Annotated in this window: 24 protein-coding genes; 4 read left to right on the forward strand and 20 right to left on the reverse strand. The window is 34.4% G+C overall.

Annotation, left to right across the window (positions count from 1 at the left end; translation table 11 throughout):
- Window positions 1–149: 149 nt before the first annotated feature.
- The 8 genes from phoU to AC1RPH_RS04245 form a co-directional block, all read right to left on the reverse strand.
- A complete protein-coding gene (gene phoU / locus AC1RPH_RS04210; protein WP_481761492.1) occupies window positions 150–836 on the reverse strand; it encodes a phosphate signaling complex protein PhoU in 687 nt (228 codons plus the stop codon).
- Between the two features lie 17 nt (window positions 837–853).
- Entirely contained in the window at window positions 854–1,609 is a 756-nt protein-coding gene (gene pstB, locus AC1RPH_RS04215; protein ID WP_409022172.1) for a phosphate ABC transporter ATP-binding protein PstB, read from the reverse strand.
- Window positions 1,610–1,623: 14 nt separating this feature from the next.
- Window positions 1,624–2,427, reverse strand: coding sequence for a phosphate ABC transporter ATP-binding protein PstB (gene pstB / locus AC1RPH_RS04220; RefSeq protein WP_481761493.1), 804 nt, complete (start codon window positions 2,425–2,427; stop codon window positions 1,624–1,626).
- A 21-nt stretch (window positions 2,428–2,448) separates the two neighbouring features.
- Window positions 2,449–3,336: a phosphate ABC transporter permease PstA gene (pstA, locus tag AC1RPH_RS04225; protein ID WP_481761494.1), complete on the reverse strand. Its 888-nt coding sequence runs from the start codon at window positions 3,334–3,336 to the stop codon at window positions 2,449–2,451.
- Window positions 3,336–4,256, reverse strand: coding sequence for a phosphate ABC transporter permease subunit PstC (pstC, locus tag AC1RPH_RS04230; protein WP_409022169.1), 921 nt, complete (start codon window positions 4,254–4,256; stop codon window positions 3,336–3,338). The genes pstA and pstC overlap by 1 nt, the downstream gene beginning before the upstream one ends.
- Window positions 4,257–4,258: 2 nt before the next feature.
- Window positions 4,259–5,137, reverse strand: a complete 879-nt coding sequence (locus AC1RPH_RS04235) for a phosphate ABC transporter substrate-binding protein PstS family protein (protein ID WP_481761495.1) — start codon at window positions 5,135–5,137, stop codon at window positions 4,259–4,261.
- A 141-nt stretch (window positions 5,138–5,278) separates the two neighbouring features.
- On the reverse strand, window positions 5,279–7,342 hold the full coding sequence (locus AC1RPH_RS04240) for an LTA synthase family protein (protein ID WP_481761496.1): 2,064 nt from the start codon (window positions 7,340–7,342) through the stop codon (window positions 5,279–5,281).
- A gap of 74 nt (window positions 7,343–7,416) precedes the next feature.
- On the reverse strand, window positions 7,417–7,650 hold the full coding sequence (locus AC1RPH_RS04245) for a YkuJ family protein (protein WP_409022166.1): 234 nt from the start codon (window positions 7,648–7,650) through the stop codon (window positions 7,417–7,419).
- A gap of 134 nt (window positions 7,651–7,784) precedes the next feature.
- Between AC1RPH_RS04245 and AC1RPH_RS04250 the strand changes: the two genes are divergently transcribed.
- Window positions 7,785–8,960: a pyridoxal phosphate-dependent aminotransferase gene (locus AC1RPH_RS04250; protein WP_481761497.1), complete on the forward strand. Its 1,176-nt coding sequence runs from the start codon at window positions 7,785–7,787 to the stop codon at window positions 8,958–8,960.
- Between the two features lie 102 nt (window positions 8,961–9,062).
- Entirely contained in the window at window positions 9,063–9,374 is a 312-nt protein-coding gene (trxA, locus tag AC1RPH_RS04255; protein WP_481761498.1) for a thioredoxin, read from the forward strand.
- A gap of 198 nt (window positions 9,375–9,572) precedes the next feature.
- On the opposite strand, the gene AC1RPH_RS04260 is transcribed toward trxA, so the two are convergent.
- The 6 genes from AC1RPH_RS04260 to AC1RPH_RS04285 form a co-directional block, all read right to left on the reverse strand.
- Window positions 9,573–10,601, reverse strand: a complete 1,029-nt coding sequence (locus AC1RPH_RS04260) for a lysylphosphatidylglycerol synthase transmembrane domain-containing protein (protein ID WP_481761499.1) — start codon at window positions 10,599–10,601, stop codon at window positions 9,573–9,575.
- Window positions 10,602–10,604: 3 nt separating this feature from the next.
- Window positions 10,605–11,627, reverse strand: coding sequence for a glycosyltransferase family 4 protein (locus AC1RPH_RS04265; RefSeq protein WP_481761500.1), 1,023 nt, complete (start codon window positions 11,625–11,627; stop codon window positions 10,605–10,607).
- A gap of 29 nt (window positions 11,628–11,656) precedes the next feature.
- Window positions 11,657–12,838 carry a glycosyltransferase family 4 protein gene (locus tag AC1RPH_RS04270; protein ID WP_481761501.1) on the reverse strand — a complete coding sequence of 394 codons (1,182 nt, stop codon included), beginning with the start codon at window positions 12,836–12,838 and terminating at the stop codon, window positions 11,657–11,659.
- A gap of 148 nt (window positions 12,839–12,986) precedes the next feature.
- Window positions 12,987–14,708: a phosphoenolpyruvate--protein phosphotransferase gene (gene ptsP / locus AC1RPH_RS04275; RefSeq protein WP_481761502.1), complete on the reverse strand. Its 1,722-nt coding sequence runs from the start codon at window positions 14,706–14,708 to the stop codon at window positions 12,987–12,989.
- Window positions 14,708–14,974, reverse strand: coding sequence for a phosphocarrier protein HPr (locus AC1RPH_RS04280; protein ID WP_409022159.1), 267 nt, complete (start codon window positions 14,972–14,974; stop codon window positions 14,708–14,710). Before AC1RPH_RS04280 ends, ptsP begins: the two co-directional genes overlap by 1 nt.
- Window positions 14,975–15,125: 151 nt before the next feature.
- Complete coding sequence (locus AC1RPH_RS04285) at window positions 15,126–15,314, reverse strand: hypothetical protein (RefSeq protein WP_057973672.1); 189 nt, start codon at window positions 15,312–15,314, stop codon at window positions 15,126–15,128.
- 202 nt (window positions 15,315–15,516) lie between these two features.
- Here AC1RPH_RS04285 and AC1RPH_RS04290 point away from each other — a divergent pair, with 202 nt between their 5' ends.
- Window positions 15,517–17,748, forward strand: a complete 2,232-nt coding sequence (locus tag AC1RPH_RS04290; protein WP_481761503.1) for an ATP-dependent Clp protease ATP-binding subunit — start codon at window positions 15,517–15,519, stop codon at window positions 17,746–17,748.
- Window positions 17,749–17,899: 151 nt separating this feature from the next.
- Complete coding sequence (locus AC1RPH_RS04295; RefSeq protein ID WP_481761504.1) at window positions 17,900–18,982, forward strand: MucBP domain-containing protein; 1,083 nt, start codon at window positions 17,900–17,902, stop codon at window positions 18,980–18,982.
- A gap of 46 nt (window positions 18,983–19,028) precedes the next feature.
- On the opposite strand, the gene AC1RPH_RS04300 is transcribed toward AC1RPH_RS04295, so the two are convergent.
- From AC1RPH_RS04300 to tagD, 6 genes are all read right to left on the reverse strand, one after another.
- Entirely contained in the window at window positions 19,029–20,606 is a 1,578-nt protein-coding gene (locus AC1RPH_RS04300; protein ID WP_481761505.1) for a peptide chain release factor 3, read from the reverse strand.
- 121 nt (window positions 20,607–20,727) lie between these two features.
- Entirely contained in the window at window positions 20,728–22,071 is a 1,344-nt protein-coding gene (locus tag AC1RPH_RS04305) for a hemolysin family protein (protein WP_481761506.1), read from the reverse strand.
- Between the two features lie 82 nt (window positions 22,072–22,153).
- Window positions 22,154–22,885 (reverse strand): LysM peptidoglycan-binding domain-containing protein, encoded by a 732-nt coding sequence (locus AC1RPH_RS04310; RefSeq protein ID WP_481761507.1) that lies wholly within the window; start codon window positions 22,883–22,885, stop codon window positions 22,154–22,156.
- A 24-nt stretch (window positions 22,886–22,909) separates the two neighbouring features.
- Window positions 22,910–24,415 carry an ATP-binding cassette domain-containing protein gene (locus AC1RPH_RS04315; protein ID WP_481761508.1) on the reverse strand — a complete coding sequence of 502 codons (1,506 nt, stop codon included), beginning with the start codon at window positions 24,413–24,415 and terminating at the stop codon, window positions 22,910–22,912.
- 149 nt (window positions 24,416–24,564) lie between these two features.
- Window positions 24,565–25,770 (reverse strand): CDP-glycerol glycerophosphotransferase family protein, encoded by a 1,206-nt coding sequence (locus tag AC1RPH_RS04320; protein WP_481761627.1) that lies wholly within the window; start codon window positions 25,768–25,770, stop codon window positions 24,565–24,567.
- Between the two features lie 52 nt (window positions 25,771–25,822).
- Complete coding sequence (gene tagD, locus AC1RPH_RS04325) at window positions 25,823–26,215, reverse strand: glycerol-3-phosphate cytidylyltransferase (protein WP_481761509.1); 393 nt, start codon at window positions 26,213–26,215, stop codon at window positions 25,823–25,825.
- Window positions 26,216–26,270 lie beyond the last annotated feature (55 nt).

The following is a 26,270-nucleotide window of genomic DNA, read 5'->3' on the forward strand; positions in this document are numbered from 1 at the left end:
AGTTCCTCCATTCAGAATAATCTATCATTATTGTACTTCTTATCGTACTCATTTTACAATTTTAACGAGCGTTATTTACTTAAATTTTAACGTTTAAATTAAAAATAACTAACAATCGCGAAATTGTTAGTTATTAAATGAGTAGTGCCTTATTCATTTTCTTTTTCTAACTCTGATTTACCAGGATTCAATTCAGTGATTCGGCCATTTTTTAAATAAACAACCCATTCACACACATTTGTAACATAATCGCCAATTCGTTCTAGATAAGTGGCAACCATCAAATAGTCAGCACTTCCCACAACTGTTTCGGGATTCGTTTTCATTTCATGGATACACTGGTCATATATTGTCGTGAAATATTCATCAACTTCAAGATCTAAATTAGCAACTTTACGAGCTTTTTCGGCATCTTTTCTAATATAAGCTGTGAGGACTTCTTCAACCATCTTACGTGCGTGGTCGCCCATAATTCCGATCTCATCTTCAATCTCCGTTACCCTAGGATTGCCTTTAACACGAATCGTTGATCTCGCAATACTTACAGCGTGATCTCCCATTCGTTCTAAATCAGAAATAGCTTTTAAAACAGTCACAATATCTCTTAAATCACTTGTAACAGGTTGATACAATGCAATCATTTCTAACGTTTGTTTTTCTAACTTCATTTCGCGTTCATTAATTTTGTAATCGCCAACGATAACTTCATGGGCCAACTCTTTATCATGATTAATGAAAGCACGGACAGATTTATGAATGGCTTCACTAACCATCATACCCATTTCGCTAAATCTAATGTGTAGCTTTTCTTGTTCTTCATCAAAAAGTAATCGCATTATTTTGTCTCCCTTTCTTAACCGAATCGACCACTAATGTAGTCATCCGTTTCTTTTTGTACAGGCTGCGTAAATAATTTTTTAGTTGGTGCAACTTCAATTAAATTACCTTCTAAAAAGAAGGCAGTTCGATCTGAAATTCGAGAAGCTTGTTGTAAATTGTGAGTCACTATTATAATAGTATATTTTTCACGCAATTCTAGCAACATATTTTCAATTTTACTACTTGAACCAGGATCCAGAGCACTTGTTGGTTCATCCAGTAAAATGACCTCAGGTTCAACCGCTAAGACTCGAGCGATACAGACACGTTGTTGCTGTCCGCCAGATAACGCAAGCGCATTTTTACCCAAATCATCCTTTACATCATCCCAGACAGCAGCCTGTTTCAAGCTTTTTTCAACAGCTTCATCAAGGATTGCTTTATCTTTAACGCCAGCTAATCGCAAACCATATACAACATTTTCGTAAATTGAAAATGGAAATGGATTAGGTTGTTGGAAAACCATCCCAACATTTTTGCGTAATCTTACGGTATCCATTTTAGGACCGTAAATATCTTCATTTTTTAATTTAACTGTACCTGTAATGGTTACACCTGGAATTAAATCATTCATGCGATTTAACGTTCTTAAATATGTTGATTTACCACAACCAGATGGACCGATTAAAGCGGTAATCCCTTTTTCATTGAAATCAAGATTAATTCCTTTGAGGGCTTCTTTCTTACCATAATACAAATGAACATCATTTGTTTCAATTATTTTAGTCATTTGGCCTTTCCCCCTTAACCGAAGTTTCCTGAAACATAATCATCCGTTAGTTTAATTGTTGGTCGCGTAAAAATAGTTGTTGTTTTATCATATTCTACCGCATTTCCTGAATGGAAAAATGCTGTGTAATCTGAAATACGTGAAGCCTGTTGCATATTGTGTGTCACAATGACAATCGTGTACTTTTCTTTCAGTTCTAAAAGTGATTCTTCAACAATTCGACTTGAAATTGGATCTAACGCACTAGCTGGTTCATCTAACAATAAGATGTCAGGTTCCATAGCAATCGCTCTAGCGATACATAAACGTTGTTGTTGTCCACCAGACAATGATAACGCACTCACATTCAAATCATCTTTAACTTGATCCCAAAGTGCAGCTTGTTTAAGTGATTTTTCAACGCGTTCTTCAAGTAACTGCTTATCTTTCATCCCATGACGTTTCAAAGCAAACGTTATATTTTCATAAATTGATTTTGAAAATGGATTAGGTCGTTGAAATACCATTCCAATATGTTTTCTCATTTCATAAATATCAACATTATCTTTATTTATATCTAAATCACGGTAAATAATTTGTCCTGTTACATCAGCAATCCCATCATTCATACGATTCAACGATCTAAGATAAGTTGATTTACCAGAACCAGATGCCCCAATTAAAGCTGTAATTTTAAACCGTTCAAATTGTAAACTAACATCTCGAATTGCTTCATTAGAACCATAATGAACATGTAAATCTTTGGTTTCTAAAGCTATCTCATGTTTATCTTCATTGAAGGTCATAATTCTAGATTTTTCAGTTTTATTTTCTACCATATTCTTTGACCCCCTAATGATCTATTTACTTGATGTAATTTTACGATAAAGTGCTTTACCACCGAATCGAGCTAAGAAATTAAATAAAAGCACTGCGATAATTAAGACGGCTGATGCGCCTGCAGAAACAGCTGATGCATCAGGCATAATACCTTCTGAATTAATTTTCCAGATATGAACAGCTAATGTTTCAGCTGGACGCATTGGATTTAACGGACTCGCAATATTAGCTGGATTCCAGTTTGTAAAATCTAGTGCTGGCGCACTTTGACCAGCAGTATAAATTAACGCAGCTGCTTCACCAAAGATACGGCCGGCACTCAATATAACACCCGTTAAAATACCAGGTACTGCATCTGGAACAATAACTCTCGTAACGGTTTCCCAACGCGATAATCCTAACGAAAAGCCAGCCTCACGTTGTGAATATGGGATAGAACGTAATGACTCTTCGATTGATCTTGTTAATAAAGGTAAATTGAAGAACGTTAAGGCTAATGCACCTGATAAAATTGAAAAACCGAAATTATATTGGACAACGAAAATCAAAAACCCAAAAAGCCCAACAACAACTGAAGGTAATGAACTTAAAATTTCAACAGACGTTCTAATAACCGTCGTCACCCAATTATTTTTAGCGTATTCTGATAACCAAATACCCGCTCCCAATGAAATAGGGAAAGAAATCAATAATGTTAATAATAATAGATAGAAGGAATTAAACAATTGGATTCCTACTCCACCACCACTTGAAAATGATTTTGCGGGTGATGTTAAGAAATGCCAGCTGATATGTGGCACACCTCTAACCAATATATAGCCAAGTAAGGCCGCTAAAACAAGAACGACGAATCCGGCAATACCATATAAAATACTTGTTGCGATTTTATCTACTTTTTTAGGATTCATTATTTAAGCGCCCCTCTCTTACCAATTACTCTAACAACCATGTTAAAGAATAATGACATTAATAATAGAATTAAAGCAAGTGACCATAGCGCATTATTTTCTAATGAGCCCATGACAGTATTTCCAATTCCCATCGTCAAAATACTTGTTAAAGTTGATGATGGTGTAATTAAACTTGATGGCATCAATGATGCATTACCAATAACCATTTGAACGGCTAAGGCTTCACCAAAAGCTCGTGCCATACCAAAAACAACCGCTGTCATGATACCTGGTGTTGCTGCTCTTAGAATAACTTTATAAATTGTTTGCCAACGTGTTGCACCTAAGGCCAGTGAGGCTTCCCGGTAATAACGTGGGACAGATTTTAAAGTATCAACAGTCATTGACGTAACGGTTGGTAGAATCATAACAAATAACACAAATGTCCCAGATAAAATACCAAACCCTGTTCCACCAAAAATACTTCGAACAAATGGGACCACAACTGAAAGACCAATAAATCCATAAACAACTGAAGGAATACCAACTAATAATTCAGTTACCGGTTGTAAAATTCGGCTACCCGTATTTGGTGAAATTTCAACCATGAAAATAGCTGTTCCAATAGCGAAAGGTGTTGCAATTAATGCTGATAAAAAAGTGACAAAGAATGATCCAGAAATCATTGGTAAAGCCCCAACTTCTGGCTTACCTGCTTTATCAAGCGTTCCAGGGTTCCAACTCTTTCCTAATAAAAAATCTTTAATTGATACTTTATCAGTAAAGAACGTTGCTAATCCTTTTGAAGCAACGAAATAAAAGATAGCAAGAACAATAGCGACGATTAGTCCAATACAGAAATAAGTAATTATTTTACCGCGCATCTCTAGTTTAGATGCTTTTGATTTTTTGAGTAAACTTTCACGAATCGGATCCATAACTACATCCCCTTCTTAATTGGTGTTATTTTACCTTCAACCGAACGACTCACTTGCATCTGTGTTGTTGGAATATAACCTAATTTACTAACAACCTGTTTTTGAATTTTATTTGACATCATATAAGTTAAAAATTGTTTTGTTAATCCCGTGGGTTCACCATTCGTATACATATGTTCGTATGACCAGATTTTCCATTTATTTGAGGCAACATTACTTTCAGTTGGTTTAACTTTATCAACAGAAAGTACATCGACCGTTTTATCAACGTATGAGAAAGCCATATAACTTATTGCACCAGGTGTCGATCCGACAATTTGTCGAACCATTCCCGTTGAATCTTGTTCCTGTGCATCTTTACTTTGCTTACCTTCTAATCCCCATTTTTCAAATGTTAATCGTGTTCCCGAACCAGATGCACGATTTAAAAGGACAATTGGTAAATCATTGCCACCTAGTTGCTTCCAATTTGTTAATTTACCAGTAAAAATATCTATAAGTTGTTTTTTTGAGACGTTTTTAACGCCCACACCATTATTCACAACTGGCGTAATTCCAACAACGGCAACTTGATGGTCTACAAGTTTACTTGCCTTAATGCCTGATTTTTCTTCAGCAAAAACATCTGAGTTACCAATGCTAACGGCTTTTTCTTGAACTTGACTCAATCCTGTTCCGGATCCGCCACCTTGAACATTAACAAAGACGCCAACATTTTCAGTCCCGTATTCTTCACCAGCTGCCTCAACTAAAGGTTGTAAAGCTGTAGATCCAACAATTGTAATCGATTTTCCTGAATTTGATTGTGTCTCACATCCCGTTAAAGTTAATAACATGATGGATAAAATTCCACCAATCATTACTAAAGATCCCTTTTTCATAGTAACTTCCTCCATAAATATCGATATTTAACTTATACATTAAGTTTATATTTTTAATGTAAAGGTCCTGTGGGGGTATTGTAAAGATTGTGTAAAGGTTACAACAAAAAAAGCCATAACATGACGTTATGACTTCAATCGTTATTTTAATTCTGGAGCATCAGTTTTGAATAAACTTTCGGTAGATACCCCACCGTGTTGTTCAATTAAACTGGTTTTTTCTTTCTCTTGTGCTTTTTTCAAAGTTTCAAGAGCGTCACTTTTCTTGTAATTATAGTCAGATTTATTTACTTTAGTGAAATTACTTGGTGCGTAGAATCTTAATAGATCACCCGTAATAACTTCATCTGATAATGATAATGACGTTGTAACATGTTTTAATTCTTTGTTATAAACTTTTTGTTGTGCTGCCGTTAGTTTTTCGATTTCTTTACCAGTCTTAGTGTTATACGTGGTATTTCCAACTTTTGTAAAGGTTGGTGAAACGAAATCACCATTTCTAAAGGCAACCGTTTGGTTACGATTTTTCGATAATAAATCATTACCAAATTGAACCGTATCGGTATTCTTAACGCCTAATAGATCAAGTAAAGTTGGTAGCACATCAATTTCACCACCATAAGTATGATTAATACCGCCCTTAAGGCCATTCATATGAATCATAAATGGTACCTTTTGGAACATCGTTAAATCATAACTTGTTACTTTGTCTTTACCTAAAAGCTGTGCAATAGCTTTCGGATGATTATTAGAGATACCATAGTGATCACCATACATCACAATCATACTGTCCTTATACAAGCCACTCTTCTTCAAGTAACTAACGAATTCTCCGAATGATTGATCAAGATATTTAGATGTTTGAACATAACCATCAACCGTACTATCGTCTGTATCCGTCTTTTTGATTGACGTATTCGCACTATCTAAATCATATGGATAATGGTTAGTTAGTGTGATGAGTTTAGCATAAAAAGGTTGGGGTAATTGTTCAATATACTTAACCGATTGCTTCAAGAAAATCTTATCTTTCATCCCATAACCAACTTTATAGTTAGCTTTGACATCATAATAAGGTTCACTGAAGAAATACTGGTAACCAAATGATTTATAAGTATTATTACGATTCCAGAAACTACCCACGTCACCATGGAAAGCTGCTGTAGAGTAGCCTTTTTGATCAAGAATAGCGGGTGCTGCTTGGAATGTATTTTGTGTGCCATAAGTCGTCATCGCTGAACCAGATGGTAACCCATAAAGGGATGCTTCCAACATCATTTCAGCATCAGACGTTTTACCTTGTCCAACTTGATTAAAGAAATTATCAAATGATAATGTATTTTGATCATGATAATATTTATTAATGTTAGGCGTAACTTGTTGCCCATCCCATTTATAATCGATCATGAACTGTTGGAAACTTTCTAGATGAATCACAAAAACATTTTTACCCTTCGCTTTTCCATAATACTTTATATTTGAATTAGAACGATTTTTATCCAAATACTTTAGAACTTTATCCATATCTTTAGCAGTGGCATTTTTACGTGTCGCACTTTCTTTTTGCGTTTGATAAACATTATATCCCGCATAGAAATTCAAGCCTAAATATTTAACAATATAGTTATTATCAAAAGTTCTTGTCAATAATTGAGAACGATCCTTTTCAGCTAAACCTAAGTTCCCTAAAGCTAAAAGTACAGATGCAATAGTCAGGATAAAAGCATAACGCTTTTTAATTGGGTTATAGTCAATTTTGACTAATTTAAAGACAAGAATCAAAATTAAAATAATAATATCGATATAAACAAAGAAATCAGTTGGTCGTAAAATACCGGCAATTCCCTTGTCTAGATTATTAGCTACTGAACCTGAATTTTTGATAATTCCTAGTGAAAGAAAATCTGAAAACTCACGATAATAAACCATATTTGCAAAAAGCCATGATGTTTGAATAAAATCAACAATCAGCAAAATCCAATATGATTTTTTACCCTTAAAGTAGATTGCAATTCCAAATAATAATAACGCTGTTGGTATTGGATTAATATAAAGTAAAAATTGTTGCATGCTACCTGTTGCACCTAATGTAAATTTGGTTTCATAAGCAACAACTGTTTTGGCCCAAAATAAAACGAGCGTCAAGAGGAGGAATCCCCATCTTGAGCTCAATTTATCCTGAACATATTTTAAAGTTGACCGCATCTTAGTGCCTCCATTTTTTAAGATCAGTTTTCGAGAACACGAAAATGTCTTTCAATCTATGTTTCAGTTATTGATTAACTAAATAGTAAGTCGTAAACTTCCATTGCAATTAAATCAATATCATCGAAAGGAAATTTAGTATGGTTACTTAAATCTTCTAACGTATATGCTTTCATATCTGGATCATATTCAACGATTCCCTTTTCAACACCTTCACGTTCGAAGTGTCTTGTTTGGATTTCGCCGTTATCTTCTTTTTGCATAGCCTCTAAGCGACTAATGATTGCTACTAACTGAGAATTTTTCATAGTTGTTCCCCTTTCAATATCATAGTTAATAATACCAAATTTTCTATACATTTACACCTGATTAAGCAGATTATAATCGTTTCTTAACTTGTTTTTATGCTAAACTGTTAGTTATTAGACTTGGAGGCATAAAAATGAGCTTATTTAGAAAAGATTTGAACGATCAAGTATTTAAAATAGAGGTCTCAGATATTCGTCAATTTGATGATGAAGTGAGCCAAATTCCTGATATGATTAAATTAACAATGGGTGAACCAGATTTTAATACACCCGATCATGTTAAAGCAGCTGCCATCGAAGCCATTCATGAAAATTACTCACATTATATGGGTATGGCTGGTGATATTGAGTTACGTGAAGCTGCCAGTGAATTTTTTAATGAAAAATATGACGTTACTTATGATGCACAATCTGAAATTCTAGTTACAGTTGGTGCAACTGAAGCCATCGCAACTGCCTTACAGACTATCTTCAACCCCGGCGATGCCGTTCTTGTCCCAACGCCACTCTACCCTGGCTATATGCCACTGATTACTTTAAATCGGGTTAAACCAATTTTTATCAACACACGTGATAATAACTTTAGATTAACACCTGAGATGATTAATCAAGCTGTTAAAGATAATCCAAATGAAAATATTAAAGGTATTATCCTAATTAATCCAAGTAATCCAACTGGTATTTCTTGGACCGAAGATGAAGTTATTGCGATAACTGATGAAATTAGAAAGCAAAAATTATGGGCAATTAGTGATGAAATTTATAGTGAATTAACTTATGATCATGAACATGTCTCAATTGCAAAATATATCCGTGACCAAACTGTCCTAATTAATGGTTTATCAAAATCGCATGCCATGACTGGCTGGCGCATTGGATTCTTGCTTGCTCCCAAAGCGATGACTGATGAATTAAAAAAAGTTCATCAATACTTAGTAACCTCTGCAACAAGTGTTTCTCAACGTGCTGGAATTGCTGCCTTACGTGACGGTAAAGACGATGGTCGCATAATGAATGTTGAATATAAAAAACGCCGTGATTTCGTTATGGCTGAAATGAAAAAAATGCATTTTGAAATGGCACAACCTAGTGGCGCTTTTTATATTTTCGCAAAAATTCCTGCAGGATATAACCAAGATTCTATGGCATTCTGTAAAGAACTAGCTTTTAATAATAAACTTGCCTTAATTCCAGGAACTGCTTTTGGTGATTCTGGTCAAGGTTACGTTCGCTTAAGTTACGCTTCTAGTATGGAGAATTTAGTGCTTGGGATGGAACGTTTGAATGACTACATGACACAAAATAAATAAAAATACGGCGTTATTTCTTTATACTTACTTTTTGTAAGCATATATTTAGGCTAATTATATTTCCTCTGATATTATATTCAAATAAATAAAGGAGGAATTCAAATGGTACAAGCAATTACAGATGAAAATTTCAAAACAGTTACAGATTCAGGTATAACATTGACGGATTTTTGGGCAACATGGTGTGGCCCTTGCAAAATGCAATCACCAGCAATTGAGGAATTAGAACAAGAAATAGGTGACAAGGTTAAATTTGCTAAAATGGATGTTGACCAAAATCCTAAAACAGCTGACGATTTTGGTATCATGGGAATTCCCACATTAATGATTAAAAAAGATGGCGAAGTTGTTGATACACTCGTCGGTTATCATTCAAAAGAGCAAGTTAAAGACGCTTTATCACAATATATTTAACGATTTTGAAAAGCTAACTAATAAAAGCATTGTCATTTGACAGTGCTTTTTTGTCGTTATTTTGAATAGTAATAAACTGATTAGCGATTTTAGTATTGCTTAAAGAAACACGTTCTTCTCCTTATAAAACACAAAAAAAACCATTGCCAATAATAGAAAATCTATCATCAGCAATGGTTACTATCATATTTCATTTATTTAATCTTCAATTCCAACTTCTTCTACCTTATCTGGTTTAACAACTAAAGCAAACATTCCCGCAAATAGTCCAACATAGTAAGTTAAAATACGCCATAACAACATGGCTAAAATCAATTTACTGTGACTGGTCATGAAACTAGAAAAGACAATCGCGAAGCTATATTCTGCACCACCAGTTCCCCCCGGAATTGGGAAAAGTGAAATTACCATGACAATAAGCACATGAAGTGCTGTAATCATAATCACATTCACTGATGTGTATCCCAATGACAACATAATAAAGTATGGAATTAAATAGTAAAACGCGAGTTGGAAGAATGTTAATACAAAAACGTGAAAAATCATTTTCTTTTCATTCTTCATACGTAAACTCTCTTTATGGAAGTTTTCAATTTTTGAATAAATACTTGTATTCCAGCGATCAAAACGATCCCCTTTAACGAATAACTTAACAACTAGCATACAAACATACACTAATTTTTTAGTGAATCCATACCAATACATGATCATTAACAAAGCAGTAATCACAGCTAAATGAATCACAAATCCAAAAATCACGAATACCATTAGATAATTAACTTTATCTTGAATGTATTGAAACCCAATTAGTAAACAAACAATAAAATTAATAACAATCATTGCCTGGTAAACGACAAATTTCATTAATAAAATGGAACTTGCACGACCAGCGTCCACACCTGACTGAGCCATCGCAAACAATTGTGCAGGTTGTCCACCTGTTGAAAAAGGTGTGATTCCATTAAATAATTGTTCAATCAGTGGAATACGAATTGCATTCTTAAATGTAAATTTTTTATGTTGCCCTATCATGAACCGTTGAACAACAAATGCTTCAATGACAAAGTACATACAGATACAAAATACTGCTACTAATAACCACCATATATTAATATTAACTAAAGCTTTAACGAGCGACTGAATTGATACATTTTTTAAAGAATAAGCGAATATCCCCATCCCAATTATAACCATTAACGTCAATAAACCTATGTTTTTTCGAGTCATCTTTTAGCCCTCTTTGCTCTGGTCCAAGTAAAATTGATGCCAAATTTCAGCCAATCTATCCTCAGAATAGTATGCTGATGCCTGATCTGCTTTGTCATGCAAAACTGATAACGCATTGGGATCTTCTTTTAATTTTCTCAATTTAATTTGCATACCATTAACATCTGTCGCGGCATCATAATAGCCCTCAATAACCGCTTTATAAAGATCTAAATCGCGCAATAATACAGGTGTCCCACAACTAAATGCTTCTAATACTGACATTGGAAACAATTCATTGAAAGATGGCAGTAAGAAAAGGTTAGCAATATTGTAATAATTTACTAGAGCTTCTCGATCAATAATCCCAGTAAACGTTAAATTACTAGGCGGATTATCAACTACTTTTTTTAATTCAGCATAACCGTCAGTTAACTTACCAAATGAAAAGCCACCGGCCCAAATAAATTGGATATCAGGATTTTGCTTAGCTAACTTAATAAAATCGGGCACACCTTTTCTTTCTTGAACTTGACCATCACCAAAAACAACAAATTTATCGGCTGGAATACCTAACGCATCTCTAAAAGCTTGTTTTTCTTCCACGGTTTTTTCATAAAAAACTTTTTTTGAAACAAAATTAGGAATATACGTGACGCGTTCTTTTGGAATCTTAAACGCTTCAAGTTTTGGAATAAAACTTGGATTAACCACGACAATATGATCCATTCGTTTATAAAAAGCAATTACATACCAATAAAAAATGGCTTTAAAAGGTTGTGGAATTTTAACACTTCCCTCAAGTGTTTCTGGTAAAAAATGGACATAGCCAATTTTTTTACCTCTACCTGGCATAAAAGTCGAAAGGTAATAAGGAAAATTGATGGTATGGTAATGACTAATATCTGAGCGACTATATTTATTCACACTAATTTTGAATTCAGTTGGAAAGCGTTCTTTGAGCAACTTCATCATTTCGGTATATGCGCTACCGACCCCTTGTCCTTTAACCGAATTGGCCGCAGAAAACATGTTAATTAATAGCATGGTTGAAACTCCTTTGAAAATAAATTCGTTTATAGATGACTGATTTCGTCATCCTCTTCTTCTATTTCAACATAATGAATTTGAGCATCTTGGTAAAATTCAGCAACTTTTGATCCAAATGTTGCCGCTGAAATTTCTTTTAACTTTTCTAATCTTGGCTCTGGATCAACTTCTTCATGACATCTATTTAAGTAATCAATAATATCAGTCACCATTTCAGTTTCAGATGAAAAAGTTTTACCAACTTCTGGTTTTTCCATTAACTCGTCAGTATATTTACCCGTTTTAGCAATAACCGGTGTTCCAGCAGCTAAAGCTTCGATAAACGTCAATCCTTGAGATTCTGTTACTGATGCAGACACAAATAAATCTGCTAACTGATAAAAATGGAATACCTCATCATTATCAACTTCACCAATAAATCTGACGTTGTCCTTTAAATTTAAACTTTCTGTTTGCTCTTCAAGGGTTTCACGTGCCGGACCATCCCCTACAATCAAGAGTAAAACATTCGGTACTTTTTTAATTATCGCTGGCATACCATCAATAATTTCTTGTGTATTCTTTTCAAATGCCAATCGACTTAACGCAAGCATGACTGGTTGATCTTCAGAAATGTCTAATTTAGAACGATAATCTTCTGTTTCAATTTGTTCAAATTGAGAAATGTCTACCCCTGTAGGGATAACTCGTATTTCTGATTTCACACCATACTTCTGTAGCAACGTCTGAACGCGTGTACTTGGTGCGATAATCCCGCTCATATGGAATGCAAATGTTTTTGTCATTTGCTTAACATGGTATGGTTTCAATAACTTACCATTGGCAATGTAATGTAAATAATCTTCATACATTGTATGATAGGTATGTAAACAAGGAACTTTTAAATTTCTTGCAACAAATTTACCAATCCAGCCCATAGAAAATTCAGTCTGTGTATGAATAACGTCTAAATTTAGTTCTTTTGCCACTTGGTAAGCTTGAAATAAGCCTCTAACAGCAATTCTTCTATCTGTAAAAGAAACAAATGGAATACTAGAGAATCTAAAAATATTACGTTCATATACTGTCTTATCAACATGTGGGTCAGTCGTCGTAAAGATATAGACGGTATGTCCCTCTTTTTCGAGCTCGTTTCTTAGTGTTTTTATTGAAGTCGCCACACCGCTCACTTGTGGAAAATATGTATCTGTAAAAATTCCAATATTCACGATAAGGTCCCCTTGTCTATTCTAATATAATAGTTTTAATTATATTGGTTTCTCACCCGTTATGCAATAAAAGTAGACTATTCTCATCTATTCCCAATTAAACACAAAAAAACTGATAATCGAAATTACCAGTTTTTTTGTGTTTAATTTATTTCATGTAAGATTCAACTAATGCAATAACTTCTTCATTAGTTTCACAGTCAGAAACAGCTTTATCAGCTAATTCCTTCATTTTTGTTGTATCTAATTTTTTCATTAAACTACGTGTTTTAAGAATTGACGAAGCACTCATTGAGAATTCATCAAGTCCCATTCCAGCTAAAATAGGTACGGCAATTTGATCGCCGGCCATTTCGCCACACATACCTGCCCACTTACCTTCTTTATGAGCCGAATCAATTACCATTTTAATCAAACGTAAAATTGATGGGTTATAAGGTTGGTAAAGGTATGACACTTGTTCATTACCTCGATCAGCAGCCATTGAATATTGAATTAAATCATTTGTACCAATACTAAAGAAATCAGCATACTTAGCCAAATGATCACCGTTCATAACAGCAGCAGGAATTTCCATCATCATACCGACTTCAAGTTTATCTGCTACTGGTACACCAGCGTCAATTAACTTAGTACGTTCTTCAGTATAGATAGCTTTTGCTGATTTAAATTCATCAACAGTTGCAATCATAGGGAACATAATTGCTAATTGTCCATAATGAGAAGCTCTAAGTAGAGCACGAAGTTGTGTTCTGAAAATATCTTGACGATCCAAACTAATACGGATTGCGCGATATCCTAAGAACGGATTCATTTCCTCTGGTAATGGCAAGTAAGGTAATTCCTTATCGCCTCCAATATCCATTGTTCTTACAACTACTTGTTTACCATTCATACCTTCAACTGCAGCTTTATAAGCTTTAAATTGATCATCTTCTGAAGGTAATTCACTAGCATCCATGTATAAGAATTCTGAACGGAATAAACCAACTGCTTCAGCACCATTATCTACTGCACCCTCAACATCCTTAGGTGTACCGATATTAGCAGCTAAATCAAAATGTACGCCATCAGCAGTAACTGTTTTAGCGTCTTTTAGTTCTTCCCATTCAGCTTTTTGATCAGAAAAAGCTTTTGCTTTTGCTTCATATGTTGAAATTTCTTCAGCAGTAGGATTGATAATTCCGTCACCATTGATACCATCAACAATAACCATATCACCTTCTGAGATTGCAGTCGTTGGATCACCAGCGCCTACAACAGCAGGAATTTCAAGCGTACGAGACATAATAGCAGAATGAGAAGTACGTCCACCAACATCAGTAATAAATCCTTTAACAAATTTACGATTTAATTGGGCTGTATCCGATGGTGTTAAATCATGTGCAACGACCACAACTTCTTGATCGATAAGAGCAGGATTAGGAATTGTAACTCCTAATAAATGACTCATTACACGTTTCGTAACATCACGAATATCGCCTGCACGTTCTTGCATATAAGCATTATCAGTCATATCTTCAAACATTGAAATGAACATATCTGTGACATCCTTCAATGCTGCTTCAGCGTTGACCTTATCATTTTTGATTTTATCGCCAATGTTGCCCATAAGTTCAGGATCTGAAAGGATTGTCAAATGAGCTTCAAAAACCTCGGCTTCTTCTGCGCCGAGGTTTTCTGCAGCTTTTTGTTTGATTAGTTTCAAATCTTCACTTGATGCTGCAACAGCAGCATCAAGGCGTTTGATTTCTGACTCTGGATCTTCAATGCTTACTTGCGAGAATGACAAATCGGGTTGAACTAACATATATGCTTTAGCAATGGCAATACCATCACTAGCAGCAATCCCTTTTAGCATTTTCGACATTATTCAGCAAGTCCTTCTTTCGTCATTGTTTCTGTAATAGCTGCGATTGCATCTGTTTCGTCAGCGCCATCAGCAGTGATTGTTACATCAGCATTTTGACCAACGCCTAATGACATAACGCCCATGATTGATTTCAAGTTTACTGATTTTTCTCCGTAAACCAAAGCAACGTCAGCAGTAAATTTGCTTGCTGCTTGTACCAATAATGTAGCTGGACGCGCGTGGATACCTGTTTCTGCGATTACGTGAAAGTCTTTCTTTTCCATAATTAATTATCTCCTTGATGTTCTATATTTTTTTATTTTAGAAAAATGCATAACCCACTAACAAAAGCAAAGAACACGTTTTCATTAATAAATTAAACACATTAGTCTTTAGAGACAAATAATACCATTATTTAAAAAATGATACAAGTCTTTAGTTTTTCAAACTAACATATTTGTAAATAATTTGACCTTCTCTTTGCGCATTACCAACGATTGCCTTACGTAATTTTTCTTTTTGCCAAACAAGTTGAAACGCCATAAATTCATCTGGGTTGATTGTTATTGTCTCTATTTCACCAGCAATCAATGCATCAATTTTTGCTTTATAATCTTCGCTCATTTTCAAACCTCTTTTCACTAAAATCTACTATACTAAATTCATTATAGATTAGCCTCCATAAAATGTAAAAAAGGAGTTCTAATTGCTTGCAGAATTTTTCCATATTTTGTATACTATTCATCGAAGGTCAAAGATGGTCAACATGTTTTTGATCTTAGATAAACTAAACTATACGAACGAAATATGAAAGGTTGTGACACATATGATCTGTCAAAATTGTCAAATCAATCCAGCGACAATACACTTATCAACTAACTTAAATGGTCAACATCAAGAATACGATTTATGTCAAAATTGTTATCGATTACTAAAAGATGAACAAGAGCGTTTAAGTAATGGTCAAATCCGTAATAATCAACAAGATCCATTTAGCTTTGGTAACCTTGATGATTTATTTAATGCGATTGCACCAAATAGTCAAAATAATAGTTCACAAAGAAAAGAGCAGACACCTCCTACCCAAGCTGGTAGAAATGGTGGCGCTAATAAAAATAATGGTAAGGATACAATCCTTGGTCAATTCGGTCTTAATTTAACCGATGAGGCACGGGCAGGAAATATTGACCCGGTCATTGGTCGCGATCAAGAAATTAATCAAATCATTGAAATTTTGAATCGTCGGACAAAAAATAATCCTGTTCTAATCGGCGAAGCTGGTGTTGGTAAAACAGCAGTCGTTGAAGGATTAGCTCAAAAAATTGTTGATTCAGCTGTTCCTCAAAAACTTTTAAACAAACAAGTTATTCGATTAGATGTTGTTTCATTAGTTCAAGGAACGGGTATTCGTGGTCAGTTCGAAGAACGAATGCAACAATTAATGAAGGAACTTAAAAATGATAAGTCTATCATTCTATTCATTGATGAAATTCATGAAATTGTAGGCGCTGGTAATGCTGAAGGTGGTATGGATGCCGGTAACGTTCTAAAACCAGCTCTTGCTCGAGGCGAATTACAACTCGTTGGCGCAACAACTCTAAATGAATATCGTCAAATCGAAAAAGATGCTGCGCTTGCACGTCGTTTACAGCCTATCCAAGTTGATGAACCTAGTGTCGAAGAGTCAATCGTCATTTTAAAAGGTATTCAAAAGAAATACGAAGCTTACCATCATGTTCATTATAGTGATGAAGCAATTGAAGCTGCTGCTTCTCTCTCTGACCGTTACATTCAAGATCGTTTTTTACCAGATAAAGCCATCGATTTACTTGATGAATCTGGGTCAAAAATGAATTTAACCATTAAAGCTATTGATCCCAAATTAGTTGCAGAAAAAATTAAAAACGCTGAAACTCAAAAACAAGCTGCACTAACCGACGAAGATTATGAAAAAGCAGCCTACTATCGCGATCAAGTCGCAAAATTCAAAGAATTACAAGATAGTAATACTGATTCTGATGAATTACCAATTGTAACCGAAAAAGAAATGGAACAAATTATTGAAGAAAAAACAGGGATTCCTGTAGGCGAACTAAAGGAAAAAGAGCAACAACAATTGAAAAATTTAGCCACTTCCCTTCAAGCTAATGTCATTGGCCAAGATGACGCCATTGATAAAGTGGCCCGCGCCATCCGCCGTAACCGGATTGGATTCAATAAATCTGGGCGTCCTATCGGATCATTCTTGTTTGTTGGACCAACTGGAATTGGTAAAACAGAACTTGCTAAACAATTATCAAAAGAATTATTTGGAACAAAAGAATCAATGATTCGTTTCGATATGAGTGAGTACATGGAGAACCATTCAGTTTCTAAATTGATTGGTTCCCCTCCTGGCTATGTTGGTTATGAAGAAGCTGGTCAATTAACTGAACAAGTTCGTCGTAATCCATACAGTTTAATCTTGTTAGATGAAGTTGAAAAAGCACATCCTGATGTTATGCATATGTTCTTGCAGATTCTTGAAGATGGCCGTTTAACAGATTCACAAGGTCGCGTGGTAAGTTTCAAAGATACGATTATCATTATGACATCTAACGCTGGTAGTGCTGATGCTGAAGCAAATGTTGGCTTTGGTGCAACGTCAACTGGTGCAACCCATGCCATCATTGATAAACTATCAAATTACTTCCGTCCTGAATTTTTAAACCGTTTTGATGACATCGTTGAATTTAACTCATTAAGTAAAGAAAACTTAGTTTCAATCGTAAGTATCATGCTTGATGACGTTAATAAAGTTCTTAAAAATCAAAACTTAGAACTTCACGTTACAAATCGGGTTGAAGAAAAATTAGTTGATTTAGGCTACAATCCCGCAATGGGTGCTCGTCCACTAAGACGTGTTATCCAGGAACAGATTGAAGATCAAATAGCTGACTTCTACCTTGATAATCCTGATGTAACAAAATTAGCTGCAAAAATTGAAAAAGATGAAATTAAGATATCAGCCGATACAACTACTGATGTTAAAGATTCCGACTCTAACGTTGAAAAGTAAAGGCTAAACTAAAGATGCAGACTCAGATAATTTTTTCTGAGTCTGCATCTTTTTTTATTTTATTCATTCTTTTAAATAAATAAACGATATTTCAAACACTTTTCCCCAATAATTAATCTTTTTAGGTTATAATTATGATATTAGATTATGAATGGAGCTGATTAAAATCGCCTTAAGAGATTTCTTCCGGAATATGTTGTCTGTTTTTACAAAAAATGACCAACCTACTTCCACTTCCGATATACAATTTGTATTCAATTCTGAATCAACAAAAAAATATAAGGCACCAAAACAAAAGAAACATGAAGTCATTGAAGAAAAAACTTTTCTACCAACATCTGTTTCAGATGCCACAATGATTGTTTACTATAAAGACCAAAATAATAATAATCTATCTCGTCCGCAAATTATCAGTGGCACTATAGGTAGCGATTTAAGACTTCAATTTGAACCAATCAATGATTATAATCTAGTTGGCATTTCGGGATTCACAAGTACTTTTGTAACCAACTATGGTGCTATTATTTTAAGCTATGAAAAGAAACATGGCGCTGCCGTTTGGATTTATAATCAAGATATTGATGGTGGCTACTTAATCGGCTCACCCACTTTACTACGTGGCCATTTGAATGACCCTTTCACTTATGACCCTGTCAATATTCCAGGGTTCAATTTATTGCGTGCCTCAAAAACTAGTTATGGTACTTTCACAAATGAACAACAAACCATCTACTATTATTATCGCAACATCAATTGGAAAACCGTCGATCAAATTGACGCATACATCCAGATTACAAAACGCGTACGTCCTTATGACTTACCCGAGGGTAACTCCTATCCCGCCTTCTTACCTGCTGGCGTTATTTTACAAGTATTTGAAAAAATCGAAACGAATTTGGGAACTATTTGGTACAGCATAGGTGGCAATCAATGGTTAGAAAGTACTTCTAATGTAAAAATGATTATTCAACCCAAATATGCTTTATTACCCGACAATGACACCAATGAATTTACTAAAAAAATAATCAATCACTCTGCTTCAATTGATTACATTCCTAATAAATCTGTAACTATTTACACTAAACCTTATGGTAAAAAATTACGAGTTTTAGCTGACAATACACAAGTTACTTTAATCAGTCAGTTATCATCAAGTAATGATGTTTGGTTTGAATTAAAAGATGGTGGTTTTATTGATGAAACTTACATCAAAATGCCTTACTCATTAAATTAATAAGCACTCAAAAAAGAGGTATACCAATTGGTATACCTCTTTTCGTTTATAGTTTTGATGTTAATGTAACGTTTGGATATTTGTCAGCAAACCAGCGTTCTGCGAATGCATTTTCAAACAAGAACAACGGTAAGTCTTGTCGATCTTTAACAAGTAAGTTACGTGAACTTGACATCTTTTCATCCAATTGTTCTGGATCAATCCAGCGAGCTGTTTTAGAACCCATTGGTGTCATGATAACTTCTGAATTATATTCATTTAACATTCTGAATTGGAAGACTTCAAATTGAAGTTGACCAACGGCACCCAGAATATAGTCACCCGTGTTGTAACTTCTATATAATTGAACAGCACCTTCTTGAACCAACTGTTGAATACCCTTATGGAATGATTTTTGTTTCATTACATTTTTAGCATTAACGCTCATGAATAATTCAGGCGTAAATTGAGGTAATTTTTCAAAGGTAATTGGTTTCTTCATGTTACTGATTGTATCGCCAATTTGGAAATTACCAGTATCATATAATCCAATAATATCGCCAGCTACAGCTGATTCTAAAACTTCACGAGAATCTGCCATAAATTGGGTTGAATTAGATAAACGCATTTTCTTTTCAGTTCTTGCTAATTTAACATCCATCCCACGTTCAAATTCACCTGAACAAATTCGAATAAACGCAATTCGATCACGATGATTAGGATTCATATTTGCTTGAATTTTGAAAACAAACCCAGAAAAATGTTCATTTGTTGGTTGTATCGTTGTTTCTTCAATCGTTTTATGTTCTTGTGGTGCTGGTGCATAGTTCAAATAAATATCTAAGAACGTTTTTACACCAAAGTTAGTTAATGCTGATCCAAAGAAAACCGGCGTTAAATCCCCTGTTGCGATTTTTGCTTCATCAAAGGTATTACCAGCATCGCCCAATAATTCAATTTCATCTAGCACTTCTTGATAGATACTATCTTCTTTTAAAGGATGGTCGCCTTCAATCTCACCGGCGTCATTTAAATCAACGTAGTCCATGCCTTTATCTTCTTTTTGGTAAAGTTCAATACGATGGTTGTAGATATCGTATAATCCCTTTAAGCCTTTACCCATACCAATTGGCCAGTTCATTGGGTATGATTCAACGCCCAAGACCTCTTCGAGTTCAGCCATTAAATCAAGTGGCTCACGTCCATCACGATCCATCTTATTGATGAATGTGAAAATAGGAATGCCACGCATTTTACAAATTTTAAATAATTTCTTTGTTTGTGGTTCAATTCCTTTTGCAGAATCAATAACCATGACTGCAGAATCTACGGCCATTAATGTTCGGTAGGTATCTTCCGAGAAATCCTCATGCCCAGGTGTATCTAAAATATTAACCCGCTTATCGGCGTAATCAAATTGCATAACTGAACTAGTAACAGAAATACCACGTTTCTTTTCAATTTCCATCCAATCAGATTTTGCAAAAGTACCAGATTTTTTACCCTTAACTGTTCCGGCAGAACGGACAACCCCACCGAATAAAAGTAATTGTTCTGTAATGGTTGTTTTACCAGCATCGGGATGAGAAATAATCGCAAATGTTCGGCGTTTTTTTACTTGAGTCTCTAATTCTTCTGTATTCATTTTTTGTCCTCTCTAAAACATATTACTCATAGTTTATCATAAATGATAATGAACTTCGACGTAAAAAATGATAAGGTCAATGGAACTTATTAGAGTTCTATTGACCTTATCATCCCATATTTTATTCTTTACTCTTTAAAGTATCTTTTAACCGTGTTTCGGGAATCATAACTTTCAATTCCACTAATCGAGAACCGTCCATTTTTTCCGTTTCGAGAAGTATACCATTGTGAAGTGTAATCTGTAGTTGTTCATTATTACCGGGAATTCGACCTAATTCAGTTAAGACGAATCCCGCAATTGTGTCTACGTCTTTAACGTTGATATCACAATTAAATTCATCATTAAAATCGTCAAGTGTCATTCGACCTTGTACGATATATTCATGTGCATTAATTTTTCTCAATGTATCATCAGGGCTATCTGACTCATCGTCGATATCGCCAACAATCTCTTCAATTAAATCTTCAATTGTGGCAAGTCCAACAACACCGCCATATTCATCCAATAAAATAGCTAATTGAGTGTGTGTTTTCTTCATTTCGAATAACAAATCATCAACAGCCATCGTTTCTGGAATAAACATGGGCTCTTGCATAATTTGACGTAAACTAATTCTATCGAACCCTTTTGCTCTAGCAGCTTTAAGCAAATTTTTGATATGAACAACGCCAACGACGTTATCTTTATCATCACTATAAACGGGTACACGAGAATAAGGTTGATTTAAAATAGCATCAATATTACGATCATTATCGTTTTGTAAATCAATCATAAAAGCATCAGTTCTAGCGACCATAACTTCACGAGCGAATTTCGTATGTAACGAAATAACGCCTTCCATCATTTCATATTCATCTGAATCAATAGCACCACGCTCTTCACCAGTTTGAATCATATGAACAATTTCTTGTCGACTAATAACCTCAATATTATTTTTATTAAACTTAATTGGTGTTATTTTTTCTAATGCACGGATTGAAATTGATAACAACCAGTTAAATGGTTTGAAAACAATCGCAATAAGTTGAATAGGCCCAGTCGTTGCTCTGGCAATTTTGTCTGGCATCTGTAGTGCCAATTGTTTAGGATATAATTCTCCTAAAACTAATGAAAAATAAGATAAAATCAACGTAACGATAACTACTGCAACATCATGTGCCCACACAGCACTCCCAAACAATGGTTCAACATATTTAGCCAAAGATGTTGCTGCAAAAGCTGAAGACAAGAACCCGGCAAAAGTAATACTAATCTGGATAGTTGATAAAAATGATGTCGAATTATTTAATATACCAAGAATTCTTATTGCACCTTTATCTCCAGCTTTCGCCTCTGCCTCAATTTTATTACGATTTACTGAAACTACTGCTAATTCTGCAGCTGAAAAATAGGCATTCACTAATGTCAAAATGACTAATAATAACAGCTGCAACAGCAGTTCGTGACCAGGGTCTGAACTCATTTACTCATCCGCTCCAATTCATTTGTCTTTATTTTTTAACCTACGGATATTATACACCTATTAACATGCAGAAATCCGATTGCTAATTGCTAGTTGTCTCATCACTAGTTGAGCTCGTTGAACTAGTTGTATCTGATGTTGAACTAGAATATGATCTTGTTGTGTTATCGGTACTAGAAGTATCTGAACTTGTTGTACTATCTGAGCTTGTATCAGCATTAGAGTATGAACTTGCTGTACTTGTACTATCTGAAGTTGTATCGTCATTAGAGTATGAACTTGTTGTGTTGTCTGAAGTAGTATTATCAGAACTTGTATTATCTGTGCCTGTTGTATCTGAAGATGTAGTATCTATACTTTTTCCACTTCCAGCAACGACCTTAAGCGTTTGCCCAGGTCTTAATGTTGTATTTTCCATGTCATTTAATGCAATTAGTTCCTTCACTGTCATATCATGGCTTAACGCAATAGATGACAATGAATCACCATAAACAACAGTTATCGTATCCGTATCAATATTAGAACTTGACGACGAAGACGACGTTGATTTACTTTTTTTAGACACAGATTTTTTCTTTTCAGTTTTCTTCTTTTTTGATTTTGGTTTTGATTTTTCACTAGACTTACTCTTACCATATTTCGATTCAGCTAATTTTTGTTGTTCAGCGTACTCCTTTTTTTGTTGGTCAGATGACCCACGAGTAGCAACCCACTCAACGACGTCATGACCAGCCTTCGTACTAGCTAATATCGTCCCACCACCGATACACACAACTGCAACTATACCAATAATTACTTTCGTTCTTAATTTCATAACTTCCTCCGAGTTAACTCACATTTATTTAGGTACTTTTATTTTTTGTCCTACATGCAAAAGATTTGATGATAATTCATTGATGTCCATCAATTGATCACTGGTTGTATCATTGGCAGTCGCGATACTTGATAAACTATCCCCACTACCTACCTCAAACATCTTCGTACTAATTTTACTGATACTTTCTTTCTTTTCACTACTTTCCTTCTTTTCACTACTTTCTTTTGCTGCTGACTCAGAACTAGCCACCCTTTCAGATGACTCTCTAGCTAGAACGGATTCACTTTCTGCCTTAGCTTTAGCAAGCGACTCATTCTGCCGCTTTTTTTCAGCAGACCGTTTGGCTGACTTGCTTGAAGCAGCTTTAGCTGATTTAGATTTAGAAGATGCCACCACTTTTTTAGAGACATCAGCTCTACTAATTGAGCTTGAAATTGCTATTTTTTTTGATTCACTTACAGACTTCTGACGTTGGGCGATTGAACTCGATTCTTGCTTGTCATTGTTCATTTGAACATACTTGGCAGAAACTGTTCCTATCACTGCTAAAATCAAAATACCAATAACCATCAAAGCTAGTTTACCGTGCTTTTTACCATTTTTCTTTTTTAAAAAATATTTTGTATCGTCAAATGCTTGTCCGTTATAAAAGGCATCTCTACGACGCAACTCAATTGATCGAGGCATATCAGGATCAAAATGCGTTTTTTTATATTGTGTATATAAGGTCTCTACACTAAATGATTTACGTTCTGAATCACGTTGTTTATCGTACTCACTTCGTTTCTCATCAGTCAAACTATCGTACCAAGCAACAAAATCTAAATAACTCATAACGACTTTTTCAGACTCACCGATATCCATCAGTTGACCGTTTTGAATCCAGGCAATTCTGTCTGTTAAGAACTCCATTTGTTGTAAATCTTGACTAGCAAGTACAAAAGTTTTGCCCTCTGTTTGTAGGCTTTTAATTTTATCAACCGTTTTTTGATAAAAAATATCATCTAATGCTGATAGAATACCATCTAAAATAATAATATCAGGTTCAATGAAGAAGGCCATTGCTAACTCAACTCGCGCACGCATATCGGGAGAGTAATCTTCAATTTTACTTTCTTTTAATACCCCTAAGTCAGCAAAATTTAAAACATTATTCAAAGTTTGATCACTATTTTTGTAATCAATCTTAGAATCAGTAATTGCTTCTTGAATATTTTGCACAGCCGTTTTATCGCGTTTTAATTGTGTCTCATATGATACAATCGTCGTGTGACCGGCCATCGTTAGAAAACCCGTTGTTTGTTTGGCTTTACCGGCTAGAATGTCAGATAACGTTGCTTTCCCTGAGCCACCCATGCCAATAATACCAAAAAATTCACCACGATAAATATCAAACGAGATGCCCCTTAAAGCCCAATAAATATCTTTCGAATCTTTATCAATTTTTCGATTTTTTTTACTTGTTATACCTTTTGTAACATACTCTAATCGAATTTTATAATCTTCCATTTTATCACCATTAATCATTCAGTTATTTTAATTCTCAATAATAACATGTATACACTTACGCTTATACAATTCTACCATTAATCACTAAAAATTAACATCTTATCCGATGTTATCAGTATTTATATTTTAAAAAATAAAAAGCATATCCTCCCAAAAGGAGAATATGCTTACTTACCTAAGATAATGTCAGAAACTTTTTGAGAAGCTTTTCCATTATCCCATTCAATAAATTTATTTTGAAAATCTTTAAATTGTTTTTCGTAACCAGGATAATCACCATTTTGCGTATAGACATCCAATTGTTTATAGAAATCTGGTTCTTTTTCTACGATTGGTCCTGGCGCTTCCATCTCAAAGTTGATATAAAAGCCGCGTAGTTCATCCCGATAATGTTCTAAATCATAACAATAAAACATCATTGGTCGATTCAAATTAGCAAAATCAAACATCACTGACGAATAATCCGTAATCATCATATCACTCATTAAATATAATTCAGTAATATTTTCATCTGCCATTATTTTAACACGATCTTCAAATCCTTCGATATTAATACTATTCTTAACTAAATAATGAGGCCGCATAATTAAAATAGTATCGTCTGATACATGTTGAAAGAATGATTCGAATGAAAAAGCCATTTCGAATTTATAAACACCCTGAGTATAAAAGCTATCATCACGCCATGTTGGCGCATAAAGAACCACTTTAGCATCTTCATTACCAAGATACGTTTTCTTTAAAGCTCTAATATCTTTTTCATTATTATCCGCATATAAAATGTCATTCCTTGGGTATCCAATATCCAAGGATTTATTTTTAAAAGCAAATGCACTTTCAAAAATTTGCTTTGAATAATGATTAGGCGCTATTAAATAATCCCAACGTGCTGTTTCCACTTTAAAATTAGCATGGTATAACGCTGTCGTTGTACCTGGCATTGAAACATTTTCAATATCCATTCCTAAATGTTTCAACGGTGTCCCGTGCCATGTTTGTATATATGTAGTCTTCGGATTCTTTTTCCACCAAATAGGTAATCTTGAATTAAAGACCCAAAATTCAGCCCTCGCCATTTTGATAGTCCAAGAAAATCCAAAGCGTTTAATTAAATTAATTTCCGGATATTGTTCTTTTAATTTAGTGTACATGCTTGGTTTAACGCTAAAATATAAAAGCTTCGCATTTTCTTCACCAAGATCTCGTCTAGTCTGCTTGTAAATGGCCATCGGGTTATCGTTAACATCGCGCCCATTAAAGCTTTCAAAGACAACTTGGTGTTTTTTAATTGAAAATTTAATTGTAAAATCATTTAACGTTATTAAAATTTGGCGACCAATCCGCTTAACCACTTTTTGGACTATTTTTTTAATTTCATTCATTATTTTGTTCTCCTTACTACAAAAGATAAAATAATAAAATATTTTACAAGTTCATCCCTAAATCTTTTTTAATTTTTGTTGTTGAAATACCATCTGTTCTTGGTAAGTAAATAACTTCACAGTAATCGCTTAAAAAGTCAAACTTACCTGCCCAATCATCACCCATCACAAATGTATCAATCTGATTATCGACGACGTCACTAATTTTTTGGTCCCATTCAGTTTCTGGAATCACTTCATCTACGTACTTAATTGCTTCTAAAATGAACTTACGATCTTCATATGATGTGTAAGCCTTTTTCCCTTTAATTGCGTTAAATTCATCTGTTGAAATACAAACTGTTAAATGGTCGCCCATTGCTTTAGCGCGTTGTAAAATACGTACATGACCCTTGTGTAATAAATCGAATGTTCCATAAGTAATTATTTTTTTCATGTTTTTGCTCCTCCGTCGTTATCAATAATAATTTATTTTATCATAAACTGTTATG

The sequence above is a fragment of the Dellaglioa sp. CoH-57-MRSF-16 genome, assembly GCF_056782055.1.